This window comes from Rhizobium sp. Root1203 (assembly GCF_001424945.1).
GTDB lineage: Bacteria > Pseudomonadota > Alphaproteobacteria > Rhizobiales > Rhizobiaceae > Rhizobium.
In genome coordinates this window covers 21,293-39,036 of the sequence record NZ_LMCW01000056.1, presented here as the reverse complement: position 1 = coordinate 39,036, position 17,744 = coordinate 21,293, and the positions used below count along the sequence as shown (strand labels likewise).

The window sequence follows — 17,744 nt, the reverse complement described above, 5'->3', positions numbered from 1 at the left end:
AATCCGGGAACACCTGCCGGTCAGTCCGGCTATTAACTCGCTTTCGGCATAGGCGCATTCGATGGGTTGATTAAGAATCAATTGGTGAGGCGGTTTTTAGCTGATTTTCGCAAACGTGAATGACGAACCGCCAATATCGCGCTCGCCTGCGGCTAGGAAAATCGTGCAAGCATATTCAGCAGATCCAGATTCTCCTGCTTCAATTGTCGAGCCAATAATCCTCTTAACCGCTGATTTTCGCTTTCAAGCGCGACGAGCTCGTCGGAGGATGCCTCGACATCGGAGCTGTCTGAGCGCGCCTCAGATGTATTTTTCACAAAAAGGTCGTGACGTTTTGCGCTCGTTGTAGGCTGCTGCTTCGATATCCGTTTCGAACGCGGTTCCGCAGCCTCTCTCCTTACTTTGGAAACTGCAATTGAATGGGACGTTGCGCCGTCAGGCTTAGCGGAAACTTGCTGGGCTTCGACGATTGAAGCCGAAACGTGCTCCGGGTTCTCGGCTCCTTTGTCCTCAATAGACTGCGTTTGATGCTGTGCATCCGCCGGCATCTCAGCCTCTTCACGCAGGTCCTCAGAGGTAACGTTACTTTCGAACAAATGTGGCGCTTCAGCCTCCGCTTCACGCGCATGGGCTTTGAGGTCAGTGTTACCCCAGATCGAATCTGGCATTGGTGACCGCCGGCGTGCCGATTTGAATTCGACAACGAAATTTCGCTTCTGTGTCTTCATAAGTATCCAGTCTTGAGATGTTCATTGAGATCTATGAGCGATCGAAGCGCTCCAGCATTTTCCGGAGATGCGCATTCTGCAAACTCAGCTTCTGAGCCAGTTGGCCTCTCAGCTGCTTGATTTCATCGTCCAGGCTTTCCGACTTTGCAAAGAATGTATCCTCCGGCGAAGATGGCTGGACACTTTGATCCAATTGCGTGGCAACGGGATGAGGCACAACCAACTGGGCGCGGCGTTTGTCTGGAAGCGCTGGACGGTTTGCACGTGGCGCATTGGCGGACCTTTTACCAGCTCCGGCTTTCGGCACAATCGCATTTGGTTCGGCGCCAGAGTGCAGGATCTCATCGCGTACCGGCGACGGATTTTCGTGGACAAAGGCCGGGGATAGAGCTGTCCGCGTGCCATCGAGTTCGACCGTACTCGAATTTGTCGCCGAGGAATTGGCTACAGGACTTTCATTGAACTCGGGTTCGCTCTCGATCTTTTCGAGACTGCTCTCGCTGGCGCTCGGATTGTCGCGCGATTCTTCCTGACGTCGCCGGGACGTTAATTGAACAAGGAGTTTCCAGGGTGATTTCATGATGCGTCACCTTCAAGCGACCCGCACCGCGAAGTCAAGTCGGCTTTTAGCTATAAGCCCGGGAAATTCACGACTGCCGCGAAATAGAGGGCAGAGGCCAGAGCACACCCGACCGACTGCCCCCCTCGCGGTCAAGCAAGTCCGAGCCGCTTGCGAAGATCGGAATTTTCTGCCCGCAGCTTATCTGCCAGGGCCTTGCGAAGACGTTTGTTCTCTTCTTCAAGTTGAACGAGATCGGCAATTTCCCCGATGGCAGTCGCTGGCACTTTTGCCACCTGTTTGGCTGGCTTTGCGGTATCTTTTCCGCTGCTGCTGACACTGCCCTTCGCTTTGGACTTTGCCGCGACAGGGGTCTCAGCGAGCACCGGCTTGGCTTCACCGGCTAGTTCGCCAAGCTTCTTCCGGTATGCCCTCTTTGTCTTTACGGTGTCAGCAGCCGCTGTTTCTGCAGCAGCCTTCTGCCGGCGCGGTGCACGCTGCTTTTTGGGCGCCGGCGCCGTTGCAGAGGCAATCGTTTCCACAGTCTCTGTCGTCGAACTCGGATTGATGTCGTCAGCCATCAGTAGTCTCCCTCTATCGTTGAGGATGTTTTCGACTGAGTAACCGGCAGAGTCAACACAATCTCAAAGGGATCGCTAATCTCAATCTTGGCATCTATCCAATTTGAAATGAAGCGACACTCTTTTCATTGAGCGTATCGAACGGAACCGGTTGCCCCAAAGAGGTCTCCACGGACGAAGCGCGACCGGCAACCGCGGCACCAAATACCGTTTGGTCCTGATCGGAATCAAACCACGAACCCCTGCCCACTTGAAGCCTGTATTTGAGTTGTAACCTGATCCGAACGGTTCATAGTGTTGCCACGCGGCCGACAGGACCCTTATCATGGGAGCAACGACGGGCATGCCTGGCAACTTAGATCGGATCCGCGAACAGCAACGCGAGACCTGGGATCGTTTTTCCACCGGCTGGAAGAAATGGGACGAGTTGGTTCTAGGCTGGCTTGCCCCGTTTGGTGATGCGATGCTGCGGCTCTCGAATTTGGGAGAACACTCTCATATCCTCGACGTTGCCGCCGGGACCGGCGAACCCGGGCTCACTGCGGCAGCTATGGCGCCGCGTGGAAAAGTAACTGTAACCGATCTGTCCGAGCGTATGCTGGCGGTTACCGCCGAGAATGCGGCTAGACGTGGCCTGTCGAATGTCGAAACCAGAGTTTGCGATGCGGGCGCGCTGCCTTTTCCCGATGCGTGTTTCGACAGTGTTCTGTGCCGCTTCGGCTTCATGTTCTTTCCCGATATCGCACTCGCCGCTCGAGAATTTGCACGGGTGGCGAAACCGGGGGCGCGTGTCTGCGCGGCGGTCTGGAGTGGCCCCGACAAGAACCCCTGGGCAACGACGGTCATGTCTACGATCACCCGGCATATGGAAATTCCTGCGCCGCCGCCCGGATCGCCGGGACTTTTTCGTTGCGCCCCGTCTGGACTGATGCGCACCGCGTTCGAAGAGGCCGGTCTGACTGACCTACGCGAGGAGGAAGTTTCTTCCATCATGATCCACGAGTCGCCGGAAAGGTACTGGGACTTCATGACAGACATCGCAGCACCCGTAGTAGCGGGGCTTGCGAAAGCCGACACGGAGACGCAGGCGCAAATCCACCACGAGGTTCTGGCATTGGCGCGACGGTCAATCCAGGAGGGCAAGGTTCGACTGCGTTCGACCGCGACTGTCATTGTTGGTATGCGGTAGACGCAGACGAAGGCGTAACGGAAGATGTCGGTGATCAATCGGCCATGGAGCGGGACAGCCAATCGGCGTAACGCAGCGAACCCACCTGTGCGCCCTTCAGCGGCAACAACGTGTCGTCATTCAACTCGACTCCGTAGTAGCGCGCGCGGTCGTCCGTCGTTACCTGGCGAATGTCATCGTTTGCCGCGAGGTGCATGCGAGCAATTTCGTCCAGACCGAATTGCTCGCTTTCCGCCAATCTCCACTGTATCGTTCCTTGCTGCTCCCATCGCCAGTTGGACCAGCATTTCGGCGACGTCATCAGCCGCGATGGGCATTATAGACGCCGACGGAAGGCGGAAACCGGCGCCATCTATCCCCATCATGTCGACAACGCCACCGATAAACTCGAAGAATTGCGTGGAATGGACAATGGTATAAGGCCGCCGCGCCGCCCGAATGAGATTTTCTTGCACCATCTTCGCGCGGAAATAATCACTTTCAACAAGGCGAGGCGTTCCGACCACGGAAAGGGCGACATAGTGTCTGACGCCGGCATCAGCAGAAGCGGCCAAAAGATTCTGAGTGGAGGCCGTGAAAAATCCCAGCGCAGAGTTGTCGCCAAATGACGCGGCGTTTGTAACGTCGATGACGACATCGGCTCCCGCGATGGCTGGCCTAAGGCCTTCTCCAGTCACGCTGTTGACCCCGAGAGATGTCGATGCAGCAGTCACTTCTATGGCTGCCTGTCGGAGGCTCTGAACGAGGCGCGCCCCGATGCGGCCACTCGCTCCCATGACCGTGATTTTCATCGGCTTGCTCCATCTATTTGTGTAGCAGCACTATTTCGCCTTGGTCGCCAAGCCGCTATCAGTTTATGGCGCTCTGTTTCTTCGCCGAGCACACAAATGTCACTTCACCGGCATGAGAACCGGAGCGTCCTTGTTCTTCAGCAGCACAACGATAAACCTTGCGGGCTTCGACTTGCTCGCATTGCGGCTAACCAGGTGAATGTCGGAAGGACCTTCGTAAAACGTCTCGCCGGGTGACAAGGTGACTTCCTTTTCGCCTTTGAGCTGCATTACGATCGAGCCTTCCAGCACGTAGACGAATGCGTTCGCCTCGTGTTTGTGGATTGGGGTGGAACCTCCCGGCGCACAGTCGACTGATATCATCAGCCCCTCCTTTCCGGGATAGTTTGGAAGTTCCTTCTTCATCAGGGGCGTAACGGTTGCGGTGTTGTCAGCGGCTGCGGGCAACGCGCCAAGGAGGCAAACGGTAGCCGACACGACGAACATTGAAAGCGTTGGTTTCATTGCCGTAAACCCTCAGTTGGTGAATGGTGCTGCGTAGGCGTGCCGAGGTCAACGCCAGACGATTGATCGGATGTCGCCCTAGTTCGACTGCTGTCGAAACCAATCGTCGAAGCCGATCTTGCCAATCGTCGCACCCTCGCCGGGGACAAGCGACCGATCATCCAGCTCAGACCCGAAATAGCGCGCGTGAACATCTGCTTCGACCGTCCGTCGATCGTTGCTCGCTTTCAGATAGCGGGCGACGAACTCGTTCATGCCACTGCGCTCGGGACCTGCAATTTCGATCGTGCCGTTGAGCGGTTGCCGGAGAGCGACATCCGCGATCACATCGGCAACGTCGTCCGAGGCGATGGGTTGGAAAGCCGCCGGGGAAAGTCGAGTGACGGTGCCAATGGTGGCTTCATCGGCGATGCCCTTGAGGAATTCGAAGAATTGGGTGGAATGGACGATCGTGTAGGGGATCGGCGATGCCTTGATCAGCTTCTCCTGGGCAAGCTTGGCTCTGAAGTACCCGTTTTTCGGCAGCCGTTCCGTTCCAACGATGGATAGGGCTATATGGTGTTTTACGCCTGCCCTGGCTTCCGCGGCCAGCAGATTGCGGCCCGACGTTTCAAAGAATTCAAGGACCGCCTTGTCTTCCCATGACGGTGCATTGGCAAGATCCACAACGACTTCGGCACCCGCTAGTGCCTCCATCAGACCTTCCCCCGTGATGGTGTTGACGCCAGTTTTGGGCGACGCCGCTATCACATCGTGGCCCTTGTCGCGCAAACGAGCCGCGGTCTTGGATCCGATGAGCCCGGTGCCGCCGATGAGAACAATTTTCATGACGTATCCCCCTTTTGCGGCCCTCTCGAGCCGCATGTCGTTTCGATCATGCAAGCCGCTTTCAGCCGCACGCAAGACGTTAGGGGCCTGGACAAGTCAAAGGTCGCGGCATGCATCGTCGCGATGGCTGAGAGCAGCCGAGCCGAACCTGGGGCATCGCAGCATGAAAAATAATCGCCCTTAATGGGATCAGGCGCAACCCCAATTGACGATTGGCATGGAGATTTGATGTGGACCCGCCGACATTCGTCTCTTGTGATTTCAGTACGTCAGCACCTCTTGATCACCCGTCCTTTCTGCGGACGATGCTTCGTGTGGTCTGCAGTCCCTCGAGGGCATCACCATGAATTTATCCGTTTGTCACTTCTCAGAGCTTACGCGTGCATACGCCCCCAGAATGAGACGCTCGGCCCGGAGAAGATAGGCTTCGAGCATCTCGGCCGCCGCCGCTGCGTTGCCGCTTTCGAGTTGGGCGAGAATCTCGCGGTTCTGGTCGATAAAGGGACCGTGGAGAAATTCAGGATCCTGCAGGAGACCAAAGACGAGCCGGAGCTCCAGCGAGATATGCGCGTAGAAGCTTGACAGACGCGGACTGTCGGCCAGTTCGATGATTGCGGTATGGAAGGCGATGTCGGCGCTGCCGACGCCGAGCCAGTCTTGAGCTTCGCGGCACCGGCAGGCGCTTTCCACTGCAGCGCGCATGCGTTTCACCCCAGGATGGAGAGGATGGGCCTGCGCAAGCGCGGGACACGCGATGAAGCGCCGCACCCGGTAGATGTCGATGATGGTCGACATGCTTGGCGTCGAGACGAAGACGCCGCGATTGGCCTCGTAGCGCAGAAGCCCTTCGTTTGTCAGGATCCGGAAAACCTCGCGCAACGTATTGCGCGAAACCTGCAGCTCATCACTGAGCGTCTGCTCGGAAAGATGGCTGCCCGGCGTGAGGATGCCTGAAATGACCTTGTCGCGGATGCGCCCAGCCACCGTCTCGGCCAAGGTCTGCGCAGGCTCATTCGAACGCACCGCAAACGGGGCGCTGCCTTCGGCAAGGCCGGAAGACTCTGTTTCAACACCTTGCGATTTGCGTGCAGCCAAGCGGCTCCCCTTCCTGCGGACCAGATCTTCCTCCCGGTAAAGTGCTTCGCTGGCGGTCACAAGCGAAATGACGCTGGAAAGCGGCTAACGTGAACCAAAGCCGGTTTTCTCACCTATTAGGCAACCGACTTCTTGTAAAGCAATAGATAAAGATTGTTCAACACTATGGACAGCATTGTTCGTTTTTGTTAGTTTTCTCGGCAGGTTTATGGCTGGAGCAATCATCATGCTGAGCATCGACATCAATAGTGACTTGGGCGAGAGCTTTGGCGCCTGGAAGATGGGCGACGACGCCGCCATGCTCGACGTAGTCAGCAGCGCCAATGTCGCTTGCGGCTTCCATGCCGGCGATCCGGCGGGCATGTTACAAACCTTGCGTGCGGCAGCCGAGCGCGGCGTCGCAGTCGGCGCCCATGTCGGCTACCGCGACCTCGCCGGCTTCGGGCGGCGCAACATGGATCCCAGCAGCGAAGAACTCGTGGGCGACGTGATCTATCAGATCGGCGCCCTGAAGGGTCTGGCCCAGGCAGCTGGCACGCGCGTGACCTATGTGAAGCCGCATGGCGCGCTCTACAACACAATCGCCATCGATGAACGCCAGGCAACGGACGTGATTTCCGCGATCTGCGCCGTCGATCCATCGCTCGTGCTTATGGCGCTTGCTGGCTCGCCACTTGTCGGCTGGGCGCGTTCTGCCGGTCTGACGGTGGTCGCCGAAGCGTTTGCCGACCGTGCCTATACGGCCGCGGGTAATCTCGTCTCTCGCCGGGAAAAGGGAGCCGTCCTGCACCATCCCGATCTCGTGGCAGCACGGATGGTTCGCATGGTCACCGAAGGCGTCATCGAAGCCGTCGACGGCACGCTGACGAAGATCGACGCCCAATCGATCTGCGTCCATGGCGACAGCCCAGGCGCCGTGGCGATCGCGCAGCGCCTGCGTACGCTTCTCGAGCAATCCGGCCTCGCCATCCGCGCATTTACCGCGGCGGGCTGAACGATCATGCGGCGCGTCCCCCCTACCCCCACCCGCGATATCATACGCATCCTCCCGGTGCGGGCAGATTGCGTGCTGCTTGAACTTGCCGACCTCAGCGCCGCGCTGGCGCTCTTCGACGTTCTCGAAAGCAATCCCGTCAACGGCATCCGGGAGATCATTCCGGCTGCCCGCACGCTGTTGATATCGTTCGACCCGAGCATCATTTCGAACGACGCGATAACGGAAATCGTTTCGGCCTGTGCCGGAAGCGAACGCAAGACGGCGACTGGCCCGCTGGTGGAAATTCCTGTCTGGTACGATGGGGAAGACCTCCAGGAGGTCGCCGGCATTCTCGGCATCAGCCGCGACGACGTCGTGCGCCTGCATGTCGGCAGCGAGTATGTCGTCGCCTTTACTGGTTTTGCGCCCGGATTCGGCTATTTGGCCGGCGGCGACGCGCGTCTGACGGTCCCGCGCCGGAAATCGCCGCGCACGCATGTACCCGTAGGGGCAGTCGGCCTGGCTGGAGAATTCAGCGGCATCTACCCGAAGGCCAGCCCCGGTGGTTGGCAACTGATCGGCACCACACCGCTTTCCATGTTTGATATCGACCGGACGCCGCCCTCCCTGCTGCAACCCGGCAGCCGCGTGCGTTTTCACGAGATCTCTGCAGAAAAAGCCTATGAGATTGCCGGTGCTGAAATGGCTGCCGCCAAGGCCAAGGATCGCAAGACGCTCGACACGGCATCGACGGCAGTCGAGATCGTTGCGACCGCACTGCCGGTGCTGTTTCAAGATCTCGGACGCGTCGGCCAGGCAAGCCAAGGTATAAGCATGTCCGGTGCTGCCGATCGCGCCAGCTTCAAGGCCGCCAATCGCCTGGTAGGCAATCCGGTCGATGCAGCCGCTCTCGAAATTGTTCTTGGTGGCCTGCGTTTTCGCATGCGCGGGCGCGGCGTCATCGCCGTGACCGGTGCAACGGCAGCGATCACCATCATGAATGCAGCCGGAATGAAAATACCGGCATCTCGTCATAGCGCGATCGCGCTCGACGATGGCGACACCGTTTCGCTCGAGATGCCTTCGGCCGGCATGCGCAGCTACCTGGCGTTTCGTGGCGGCTTCGAAGTCAATCCAGTCCTTGGCAGTGCCGCTACCGACACGCTTGCGCAGATCGGGCCTGCGGCATTGACGCCGGGCGATGTGGTCGCAGTCCGCACTGCCCTCGCCGGGGCGCTTGTCTCGACGACGGAACTTCCCGCTTTCGAGATGCCGGGCACCGACGAGACTGTTATTTTGGACGTCGCCATGGGTCCGCGCACGGACTGGTTTACAGAACAATCTGTCGAAAGCTTCCTGTCACAGGAGTGGACCGTCACGCCGCAATCAAGCCGCGTCGGCATTCGTCTCGCCGGTGAAGCGCTGGAGCGCAAGAGCCACAATGAATTGCCGAGCGAGGCCACGGTCCGCGGCGCTCTGCAGGTGCCGGCGAGCGGCCAACCGGTCCTTTTCCTTGCCGATCATCCGCTGACCGGCGGATATCCTGTCATCGCCACTGTCGCCGGCCACCATCTTGATCTTGCCGGCCAGGTACCCGTCGGGGCCCGCATCCGTTTCAATGCGATCAGCCCCTTTGCTCCCCGCATCATTCCAGGAAAATGCACATGAAAAAGGTTCTGATTGCCAACCGCGGTGAGATCGCGGTGCGGATCATCCGGGCCTGCAAGGATTACGGTCTGAGATCCGTCGCCGTCTACGCGGATGCAGACGCCGACGCGCTGTTTGTCGCGCAGGCCGACGAGGCCTATGCGCTGAATGGTGCTGGCGCAAAGGACAGCTATCTCGACATCGAAAAGCTGATTGCCGTCGCCATGCGTTCCGGCGTCGATGCCGTACATCCAGGTTATGGCTTCCTGTCCGAACGCGCCGAGTTTGCGCAGGCGGTTACCGATGCCGGCCTGACCTGGATCGGTCCTGATCCAAAAGTGATTGACGCGCTTGGCGACAAGCTGGAAGCCCGGCGTATCGCCCAGAAGGTCGGCGCACCGCTGGTTGCAGGCAGCGACGACGCGATTTCTTCTCCCGCGGAAGCTTTGACCTTCGCGCGGAAATTCGGCATGCCGATCGCCATAAAGGCGGCGCATGGCGGTGGCGGACGTGGGCTGAAGATCGCCCGCCATCTCGATGAGGTCGAGGAACTTTTCCTATCGGCCACGCGCGAAGCGGTCGCCGCGTTCGGTCGCGGCGAATGCTATGTCGAGCAGTTTCTCGATCGCCCGCGACATATCGAGGCGCAGGTGCTGGCGGACCGCCTCGGCAATGTTCTGGTCGTCGGAACCCGCGACTGCTCGCTGCAGCGACGCAACCAGAAGCTCGTCGAGGAGGCTCCTGCGCCCTTCCTTTCGCCCGAGCAGCGCCAGAAAATCCACGAGGCATCGCGCGATATCTGTGCAGAGGCCGGTTATACCGGCGCCGGAACGGTGGAATTCCTGCTGAGCGCCGATGGCGTGATCTCCTTCCTTGAGGTGAATACCCGTTTGCAGGTCGAACATCCGGTGACCGAAGAGACCACCGGGCTGGATCTCGTAATCGAGCAGTTCCGTATTGCCGAGGGCCTGCCGATCAGTGTTACGGAGATGCCGGAACCGCGCGGCCACGCCATCGAATTCCGTATCAACATGGAGGATCCTGGCCGCGGCTTTCTGCCATCCGCCGGCGAGATTTCCGAATTTTCGGCGCCGTCCGGTCCCGGCGTGCGGCTGGATTCGGGCGTGACCAGGGGCTCGGCCATTCCGCCGATGTTCGATTCGCTTGCCGCGAAATTGATCGTCTGGGGTGCAACCCGCGATCAGGCCATTGCCCGCGGACGTCGTGCGCTGAGCGAGTTCAGGATCGAAGGCGTACCGTCCGTTCTGCCATTTCATCGCGCCGTGCTCGATCATGCAGACTTTGCCGGCAAGGATTTTCGCGTCCATACCCGCTGGATCGAAACCGATTTTGCCGAAACGCTGGAAGCGGCTCCACGTCCTGCACCTGCGGAAGGCGGCCTCATGCGTGGCCATGTCGAGATCGACGGAAAGCGTGTTGAAATCGCCATTCCTGATGCCTTCCTGCGCCTGCTCGGGCAGGCACCGGGTCAGGCCTTGCAGCCACAGACGGCAAAAGCCGAACCGGAGGGTGGAGCCGTTTGTGCGCCGGTTCCGGGTCTGCTCGCGCACTGGAATGTTTCAGATGGCGCTACCGTGGAAAAGGGTGAATTGCTGGCAATGATGGATGTGATGAAGATGGAGACGGCGGTAATGGCGCCGGTCGCCGGCGTCATTACCCTTCTTGCCGTTGCCGGTTCCAGCCAGACCGCAGGCGCCATCATCGCCCGCATCGCGCCACAGACAGGCGATGCAAAGACAGGCGTGACCAAGACCGACACCGCGCAAGCCAAGCCGGAGAGCCTGACATGATAACCCCGATAAAGGATCGCAAGCCGCTGCTGTCGGTCGAAGGCCTGAGCGTCGAATTCGGGGCAAGCCGTGTGGTCGACGACCTGTCGTTTTCCGTCGAGGCGGGCAAGACGGTGGCCGTCGTCGGCGAATCCGGTTCCGGCAAGTCGGTGACCTCACTCTCGACCATGCGACTTGCCGACATGATGGGCGCGACGTTTGCTTCCGGCCGCATCATGTTCGAAGACAAGGACCTGTTGAAGGCCCCGCAGAAGGAGATGCGTTCGATCCGCGGCAAGGAGATCGCCATGATCTTCCAGGAACCGATGACGTCGCTCAACCCGGTCTTCACGATCGGCGACCAGATTTGCGAAGTGCTGATGCTGCACGAGAAGATGGGCAAGACTGCCGCCATGGCGGAGGCGGGGCGGCTTCTCGACATGGTGCGCCTGCCTGACGCCACCGAGCTGCTGACGCGCTATCCGCATCAATTGTCCGGCGGCATGCGCCAGCGCGTGATGATTGCAATGGCTCTCGCCTGTCGTCCCAAGCTTTTGATTGCCGACGAACCGACGACCGCACTCGACGTCACTATCCAGGCGCAGATCCTCAACATCATGCGCGACCTGCAGAAAACGCTCGGCATGGGCATGGTCTTTATCACCCATGACATGGGTGTCGTCGCCGAAATGGCCGACTATGTGGTCGTGATGTGGAAGGGAAGGAAGGTCGAGGAGGGTCCGGTTCGGGAGATCTTCGCGAACCCGCAGCACCCCTACACCCGCACGCTTCTTGCAGCTGTTCCACGCCTTGGCAGCATGACCGGGGAAGACTTTCCGAAGCGGCTGCCGCTCACCGTGTTGCAGGATGGGCAGCCGACTGTGGTTGGCGAGGAACGCGTACAGGACACGGCGAAATACGACGAGAGGCCCCTTCTGTCGGTAAAGGACCTGTTCGTCCGCTTTGATATCCGCAAGAACCTGTTCGGCAAGGCGACGCATCGCTGCAGCGCCGTCCAGAAGGTCACCTTCGACATCCACCCCGGCGAGACGCTGGCGCTGGTCGGCGAATCCGGTTCCGGAAAATCGACGATCGGCCGCACGATCCAGCAGCTGCAGGGGTCGATGGGCGGCGAGATCGCCTTCAACGGCCGCACTTATTCATCGATGTCGGCGGCCGAGCGCTTTCGCATGCGCCAGGAAGTGCAGTATATATTCCAGGATCCGTTCGCCTCGCTCGACCCGCGCAAGACCGTCGGCTTCTCGATTGCCGAGCCGATCAACACACACAGCCTGATCTCCAACCAGAAGGCCGTGCGCCGCCGCGTCGACGAGCTTCTGGAACGCGTCGGCCTGAGTTCCGAGTTTGCAACGCGTTATCCGCACGAGTTTTCCGGCGGCCAGCGCCAGCGTGTCTGCATCGCCCGCGCACTTGCTTCAGACCCGAAACTGATCATTGCCGACGAAGCGCTGTCGGCGCTCGACGTGTCGATCCAGGCGCAAATCATCAACCTGTTCATGGACCTGCAGGCTGAGCGTGGGCTGGCGTATCTCTTCATCAGCCACGACATGGCCGTGGTGGAGAAAATGAGCCACCGGGTCGCAGTTCTCTATCTTGGCCAGATCATGGAAATGGGCTCGCGCCGCCAGGTGTTCGAGACGCCGACGCACGACTATACCCGTCGCTTGCTCTCGGCGGTTCCGGTCGCCGATCCGACCGTCGTGCGCCGCACGGCAATGATCGAGGGCGAGATCCCCAATCCGGTGCGGCGCGTCGGCGACGAGCCCGCCCTCCTCGCCCACGAGGAAATCAATCCAGGCCACTTCGTCGCGAGGAGCGCCTGAGCAACCGCGAAAAATCGCAGAACAACGGAAGAGAGGAACAGGGAAATGACAACGTTCAAACCGGGAATGGCGACGGCCTTCATGGCGCTCGCGCTGTCGGGCACGGCCCTCACGGCAGGACCGGCCTTCGCCGCCGGCAAGATGACTATTTCGAGCCCACAGGATCCGGGCAGCTGGGATCCGATCGATACCTTTCTCGTCCAGTGGGCAGCTGTCGCCACCAACATATTCGATGGCCTGACGTACCGCGGTCCCGACCTCAAGGTCGTGCCGGGCCTTGCTGAATCCTGGGAAGAGCTCGACGAAGGCAAGCGCATCCGCTTCAAGCTGCGTCACAACGTCAAGTTCCACAATGGCGAGGCCTTCAATGCCGACGCCGTAAAGTTCACCTTCGAGCGCCTTCTCGGCGAACAGGGTGCCAAAGGCCCGCAGCGTTCCAACTACATCTCGATCGAAAGCGTCGAAGTCGTCGATAACTATACGGTGGATATGAAGCTGAAGGCGCCGGACCCCGTCCTTCTGACCAAGCTGGCCGGCTATGGCGGCATGATCGTCCCGCCGAAGTACATTCAGGAAAAGGGCGAAGACAATTTCAACCTCAATCCGGTCGGTACCGGTGCCTTCAAGTTCGTGTCCTACGCACCGAAGGTGAACATCGCGCTTGAAGCCAATGCCGACTACTGGGGCGGCGCACCGAAGCTGTCTGAGCTCGAATTCCGCTTCATCGCCGAGCCATCGACCGCCGTTGCTGAACTGCAGGCCGGTCGCGTCGATCTCGTCATCCCGCCGACCATTCCGATCGGCATGATCCCGGTTATCCAAGGCGATTCCAAACTCGAGATCGTCAGCGTTCCGGGTCCGACCGTCGATGCGCTACGCTTCAACACCCGCGACGGCATCACTGCCGATCCGAAGGTCCGCCAGGCAATCATCATGGCTGTCGACCGCGCCACGATCGTCAAGTCGATCCTCGCGGGCCAGGCTTCCGAGATCGTCAGCTTCCAGAGCGCGCTGTCGTTCGGCTACGACGCGAACCTGAAGGCGCTCCCCTACGATCCGGCTGGTGCAAAGAAGCTTCTGGCAGAGGCTGGCGTGAAGCAGGGCGCAACGCTGCAGATCGACATCCGTGGCAACGACGCGACGATGAACGAAGTGGCGCAAATCGTCTCCAGCTACCTATCGATGGTCGGCATCACCGCCACCATCAAGCCTTACGAAACCAACGTTCTGCTGAATGACATCATACCGCAGGGCAAGACCGGCGCGATGTTCCAGCAGAAGTGGGGCGGCTGGACGTTCGACTACGACAATACGGCCTACTCGATGTACCATTCGGGTGAAAAGTGGAACCCGTACGACAAGGACGAGAAGCTGGACAAGCTGCTGGAATCGCAGCGTCCGCTGACCGACCGCAGCGAGCGCGAACGCATCCTCAAGGAAGTCGCAGCCTACGCGTCCGAGCGGGCGCTCGAACTGCCCCTCTATAATTCCAACGCCATCTTCGGCATCAACAAGCGGGTCAAGGGCTTCATCGCGCCTCCGGACAACCGCCTGAAGCTGACCGACGTTACAGTCGAGTAATATCACCTGGCAAACACCCCGCCCGCGGCGCTGCGGGCGGGGCTGAACTTCTCTTCAAGGAAAACAAAGTGGCCGGTTTCCTCATCAAGCGATTGCTACAGGCGATTTTCGTTGTCATCGCCATTACGCTCGTCGTCTCCATCGCAATCCGACTAACTGGCGATCCCGCCGTGACGATGTTCCAGGGCGGCGGCAGCATGACGGAAGAAGATCTCGCGCGCATCCGTGCAGCGCTGGGAACCGATCAGCCGTTCCTCATCCAGTACTGGAACTTCATCAAGGGCCTCGTCACGCTCGACTTCGGCCGCAGCTTTGCCGGCGGCACGTCCGTTTCGCTCTTGGTCGGCGATGCGCTGCCAGCGACCTTGCTTCTCGCCTTCCTGTCGATGGCGATGTCGATCGTGCTATCGATCCCGCTCGGCATCAAGGCTGCCACCTCTCGCGGCAAGGCGGCGGATCAGATCATCCGCATCTTCTCACTGGTCGGCCTTTCCTTCCCGAATTTCTGGCTGGCCACCATGCTTGTCCTGCTGTTCTCAATCACGCTCGGCTGGCTGCCGCCGAGCGGCATGTCGGGCGTCGCAAGCTATATCATGCCGGCAGTGACGATGGGCATCATCCTGACGGCAACAAACGTTCGGCTGGTGCGCACGTCGATGCTCGAAACCCTGCAGTCGCAATACATCATGGTAGCCCGCGCAAAAGGCCTGAGCGAAAGCAAGGTTCTCTATAAGCATGCGCTGCGCAACTGCGCCATTCCGCTGATCACCTATTTCGGCCTGCAGTTCGGCGGTCTGCTCGGCGGCATCGTCGTCATCGAGCGCGTCTTCAACTGGCCGGGCATGGGTACGCTTGCCTTCGACGCGGTCGGCGCTCGCGACTATCCCGTACTCCAGGCCGTCATTACCGTTTTGTCGCTGATGATCGTCGGCATAAACCTTCTGGTCGACATCGCCTACGGGCTGGTCGATCCGCGCATCCGGACGGAGTAATCGACGATGGCTGCCAAAACCTCCTCGCGCTTTGCGAGCCTTGAATTCATCCTTGGTTCCCTGCTTACTACCGTCATCTGCCTTGCCGTGATTTTCTCCGACGTGCTCTTTCCGGGCGGCGCCGACAGGATCGACCTGATGGCGCGGCTTGCCAGGCCGTTCGCGACAGCGGCGCATCCTTTCGGGACCGACCCTCTCGGCCGCGACGTGCTGGCGCGCGTGGTTGCCGGCGGCAAGATCTCGCTTTTGGTCGGCTTCACCTCGGTGATCGGCTCCGTATTCTTCGGCGTGATCGTCGGCCTGATCGCCGGCTATTACCGGGGCTTCTGGGACATGCTGGTCATGCGGTTCGCCGACCTGCAACTCGCCATGCCGTTCATCCTGCTCGCCATCACCTTCATCGCCATCGTCGGCGGTAGTCTGACAAACACCATCATCCTGCTGATCGTCTCGCAGTGGGTGCAATATGCCCGCCTGGTGCGTGGCTCGGTGCTGACGCTGCGCGAGCGCGAATTCATCCTCTCGGCTCGCGCGATCGGGGTCAGGGACTGGCGCATCATCGTCCAGCACCTCCTGCCAAACCTGATCGGTCCGGTAATCGTGCTGATGACGCTGAACGTCGCCAACAATATTCTCCTCGAAAGCAGCCTCACCTTCCTCGGGCTCGGTGTCGATCCGACCATTCCGAGCTGGGGCGGCATGCTTGCCGATGGCCGTACGTACCTGCAGACCGCATGGTGGGTTAGCGTCTTCCCCGGCCTTGCCATCCTCCTCACCGTCCTCGGCCTCAATCTTCTCGGTGACTGGCTGCGCGACAGTCTCGATCCGACCGGCAGAAGCTCAAGGTAGACCCGCATGACCACGATATATCGGAAATCCTTCGAGCGCAGCCTCGAGCAGCTGGTTGCGGACGCCGTTCCGGGTTGCTCGCTCGAAGCCTGGACCTTCGACGATACCAATAGCCGTCGCGACACCGAGAAACGCCTGAAGGACAAGGGCGTTACCGCCCGCATCCGCAGCGCCTACAAGCCGCTGCTCTACGTCTTCCTCGAAGAGGTAAACCTCGACGGCGTCGAGGCGATCGAAATTCGCTATCCGGTGCATCGCGATGCGCCTGCCAACCGGTTCCGCCTTGAAGCCTACCCGCTGGCGTCGCTGGTCGGCGATGCGAAGATCGATTTCGTCGCCCGCGAAGACGACGGCTTCTTCTACGACGTGACGCTGACACGTGCCGGCAAGAACGAGTACTTGAAGGTGCTTGCGCCGAACCGCGTTCATACCGATGTCGTCGGCGAGACCAATATATCTCCGACCGGATGGCTGCGACTTGTGGGCGAAAGTGGCGAGCGGCTTGAGACGGACTACGAGCGCCTGTTCGGCGAGGCCATCTGCGCCGTGGCAAACCACGAGTGGGGAGCGCAGGAACCCTATTTCGAGGAACTCAACATCCGTGTTGCACATCCTGCCGAGGATATGGCGCTCGCTGTCGGCGACGAGGTCGTCAGCTTGCGGGAAGCGCTGCACGAGGATTTCTACTTCTCGCTGCTCGAGTTTTTCCAGACGAAATCCGGCCGGCCGCTCGGAGACCGCGGCTTGAAGCCAGGTCAGATCGTGCCGGAAGTCGCGCGCAGCGAAGGCGAAATCTCCGTTCACATCGAGACACGCCCGCTTTCCACGGGCTTCCTCGACGGTGGGGATCAGCCGGTCGATACGGCCGTCGAGCCGCCGGCGGCAGCTCAAATCGCCCGTCTGCTTGCTGAGCTAGGAGGCGAGGAATTCGATGCCCGCTCGCGGTCGGGCCGCAACCTCTCGGCGCGATATATAGTAGGCAGCGACGCTGCGGTGATGATCAGCGCCGGCCAGCATCCCAACGAGACGACTGGCATCGTCGGCGCGATCCGTGCCGGCCGCAGGCTTGCTCAAAGGCCGGACGCCCATTTTACGATCTCGCCGCTTGAGAACCCGGACGGATATGCTCTGCACCAGCGGCTGCGCGTCGACAATCCGCGTCACATGCACCATGCCGCCCGCTACACGGCACTCGGCGACGATCTCGAATATCGCACGCAGGAAAACGCCGGCGCGCATCTCAACGAAAAGGTAATCCGCTTCAAGGCGCAGACGTTGAGCAATGCCCAGCTGCATATCAACCTCCACGGCTATCCCTCGCACGAATGGACGCGGCCGCTTTCCGGCTATGTACCGCGCAATTTTCCCATGTGGACACTGCCAAAGGGGTTTTTCCTCGTCATGCGGCATCATGCAGGCTGGACCGAACAAGCCGAGGCAATGCTGGACCACGTCACGCGCCATCTCGGTGCCATTCCGGGCCTGCTCGACTACAACGACCGGCAGATCGCACTTTACGAAATCCATGCCGGCGAAACCGGCTTCCGCATCATCAACGGCTTCCCATGCCTGTCGTCTATCGACGACCGCCATAGCGTGCCGCTGACGTTGATTACGGAGTATCCGGACGAGACGATCTACGGCGATGATTTCATCACCGGCCACACCGCGCAGATGGAGACGGTACTTTCAGCCTATGAGGCTTGGCAAGGACTTGCCCCAACAAGGTTGGGGAGCTAACGGCGCAGCAGCGTCCTCGCCGCTCTATATCGGACCGGTCCTTTGGGACC

The 17,744-nt window shown here is 60.0% G+C and carries 15 protein-coding genes and 1 pseudogene; 9 read left to right on the top strand and 7 right to left on the bottom strand.

Annotation, left to right across the window (positions count from 1 at the left end):
* Positions 1–152: 152 nt before the first annotated feature.
* The 3 genes from ASC97_RS28390 to ASC97_RS28380 all read right to left on the bottom strand — a co-directional run bounded on the left by ASC97_RS28390 (position 153) and on the right by ASC97_RS28380 (position 1,829).
* Entirely contained in the window at positions 153–728 is a 576-nt protein-coding gene (locus ASC97_RS28390; protein WP_156390492.1) for a hypothetical protein, read from the bottom strand.
* A gap of 31 nt (positions 729–759) precedes the next feature.
* Entirely contained in the window at positions 760–1,308 is a 549-nt protein-coding gene (locus ASC97_RS28385) for a hypothetical protein (RefSeq protein WP_057471677.1), read from the bottom strand.
* A gap of 131 nt (positions 1,309–1,439) precedes the next feature.
* Entirely contained in the window at positions 1,440–1,829 is a 390-nt protein-coding gene (locus ASC97_RS28380; RefSeq protein WP_338012548.1) for a SyrB-like regulator, read from the bottom strand.
* 364 nt (positions 1,830–2,193) lie between these two features.
* On the opposite strand from ASC97_RS28380, the gene ASC97_RS28375 reads away from it, so the two are divergent.
* Positions 2,194–3,057 carry a class I SAM-dependent methyltransferase gene (locus ASC97_RS28375; protein ID WP_244481614.1) on the top strand — a complete coding sequence of 288 codons (864 nt, stop codon included), beginning with the start codon at positions 2,194–2,196 and terminating at the stop codon, positions 3,055–3,057.
* Positions 3,058–3,091: 34 nt separating this feature from the next.
* Here the strand turns inward: ASC97_RS28375 and ASC97_RS28370 are convergent.
* The 4 genes and pseudogenes from ASC97_RS28370 to ASC97_RS28355 all read right to left on the bottom strand — a co-directional run bounded on the left by ASC97_RS28370 (position 3,092) and on the right by ASC97_RS28355 (position 6,203).
* A pseudogene (locus ASC97_RS28370) lies at positions 3,092–3,848 on the bottom strand (SDR family oxidoreductase).
* A 99-nt stretch (positions 3,849–3,947) separates the two neighbouring features.
* Positions 3,948–4,352 carry a cupin domain-containing protein gene (locus ASC97_RS28365; protein WP_057471674.1) on the bottom strand — a complete coding sequence of 135 codons (405 nt, stop codon included), beginning with the start codon at positions 4,350–4,352 and terminating at the stop codon, positions 3,948–3,950.
* A gap of 78 nt (positions 4,353–4,430) precedes the next feature.
* Positions 4,431–5,180: an SDR family oxidoreductase gene (locus tag ASC97_RS28360; protein WP_057471843.1), complete on the bottom strand. Its 750-nt coding sequence runs from the start codon at positions 5,178–5,180 to the stop codon at positions 4,431–4,433.
* Positions 5,181–5,540: 360 nt separating this feature from the next.
* Positions 5,541–6,203 (bottom strand): GntR family transcriptional regulator, encoded by a 663-nt coding sequence (locus ASC97_RS28355; RefSeq protein ID WP_057471842.1) that lies wholly within the window; start codon positions 6,201–6,203, stop codon positions 5,541–5,543.
* Between the two features lie 298 nt (positions 6,204–6,501).
* Between ASC97_RS28355 and ASC97_RS28350 the strand changes: the two genes are divergently transcribed.
* The 8 genes from ASC97_RS28350 (at position 6,502) to ASC97_RS28315 (ending at position 17,694) form a co-directional block, all read left to right on the top strand.
* Positions 6,502–7,269 (top strand): LamB/YcsF family protein, encoded by a 768-nt coding sequence (locus tag ASC97_RS28350; RefSeq protein ID WP_057471673.1) that lies wholly within the window; start codon positions 6,502–6,504, stop codon positions 7,267–7,269.
* 6 nt (positions 7,270–7,275) lie between these two features.
* Positions 7,276–8,919 carry a 5-oxoprolinase subunit PxpB gene (gene pxpB, locus ASC97_RS28345; RefSeq protein WP_082530204.1) on the top strand — a complete coding sequence of 548 codons (1,644 nt, stop codon included), beginning with the start codon at positions 7,276–7,278 and terminating at the stop codon, positions 8,917–8,919.
* Positions 8,916–10,709 (top strand): acetyl/propionyl/methylcrotonyl-CoA carboxylase subunit alpha, encoded by a 1,794-nt coding sequence (locus tag ASC97_RS28340; protein ID WP_082530203.1) that lies wholly within the window; start codon positions 8,916–8,918, stop codon positions 10,707–10,709. Before pxpB ends, ASC97_RS28340 begins: the two co-directional genes overlap by 4 nt.
* A complete protein-coding gene (locus tag ASC97_RS28335) occupies positions 10,706–12,532 on the top strand; it encodes an ABC transporter ATP-binding protein (RefSeq protein ID WP_057471672.1) in 1,827 nt (608 codons plus the stop codon). Before ASC97_RS28340 ends, ASC97_RS28335 begins: the two co-directional genes overlap by 4 nt.
* 45 nt (positions 12,533–12,577) lie before the next feature.
* Complete coding sequence (locus ASC97_RS28330) at positions 12,578–14,113, top strand: ABC transporter substrate-binding protein (protein ID WP_057471671.1); 1,536 nt, start codon at positions 12,578–12,580, stop codon at positions 14,111–14,113.
* A gap of 68 nt (positions 14,114–14,181) precedes the next feature.
* Positions 14,182–15,105, top strand: coding sequence for an ABC transporter permease (locus ASC97_RS28325; protein ID WP_057471670.1), 924 nt, complete (start codon positions 14,182–14,184; stop codon positions 15,103–15,105).
* 6 nt (positions 15,106–15,111) lie between these two features.
* Entirely contained in the window at positions 15,112–15,954 is an 843-nt protein-coding gene (locus tag ASC97_RS28320) for an ABC transporter permease (protein ID WP_057471669.1), read from the top strand.
* Between the two features lie 6 nt (positions 15,955–15,960).
* Positions 15,961–17,694 carry a M14 family metallopeptidase gene (locus ASC97_RS28315; RefSeq protein ID WP_057471668.1) on the top strand — a complete coding sequence of 578 codons (1,734 nt, stop codon included), beginning with the start codon at positions 15,961–15,963 and terminating at the stop codon, positions 17,692–17,694.
* Positions 17,695–17,744: the final 50 nt, after the last annotated feature.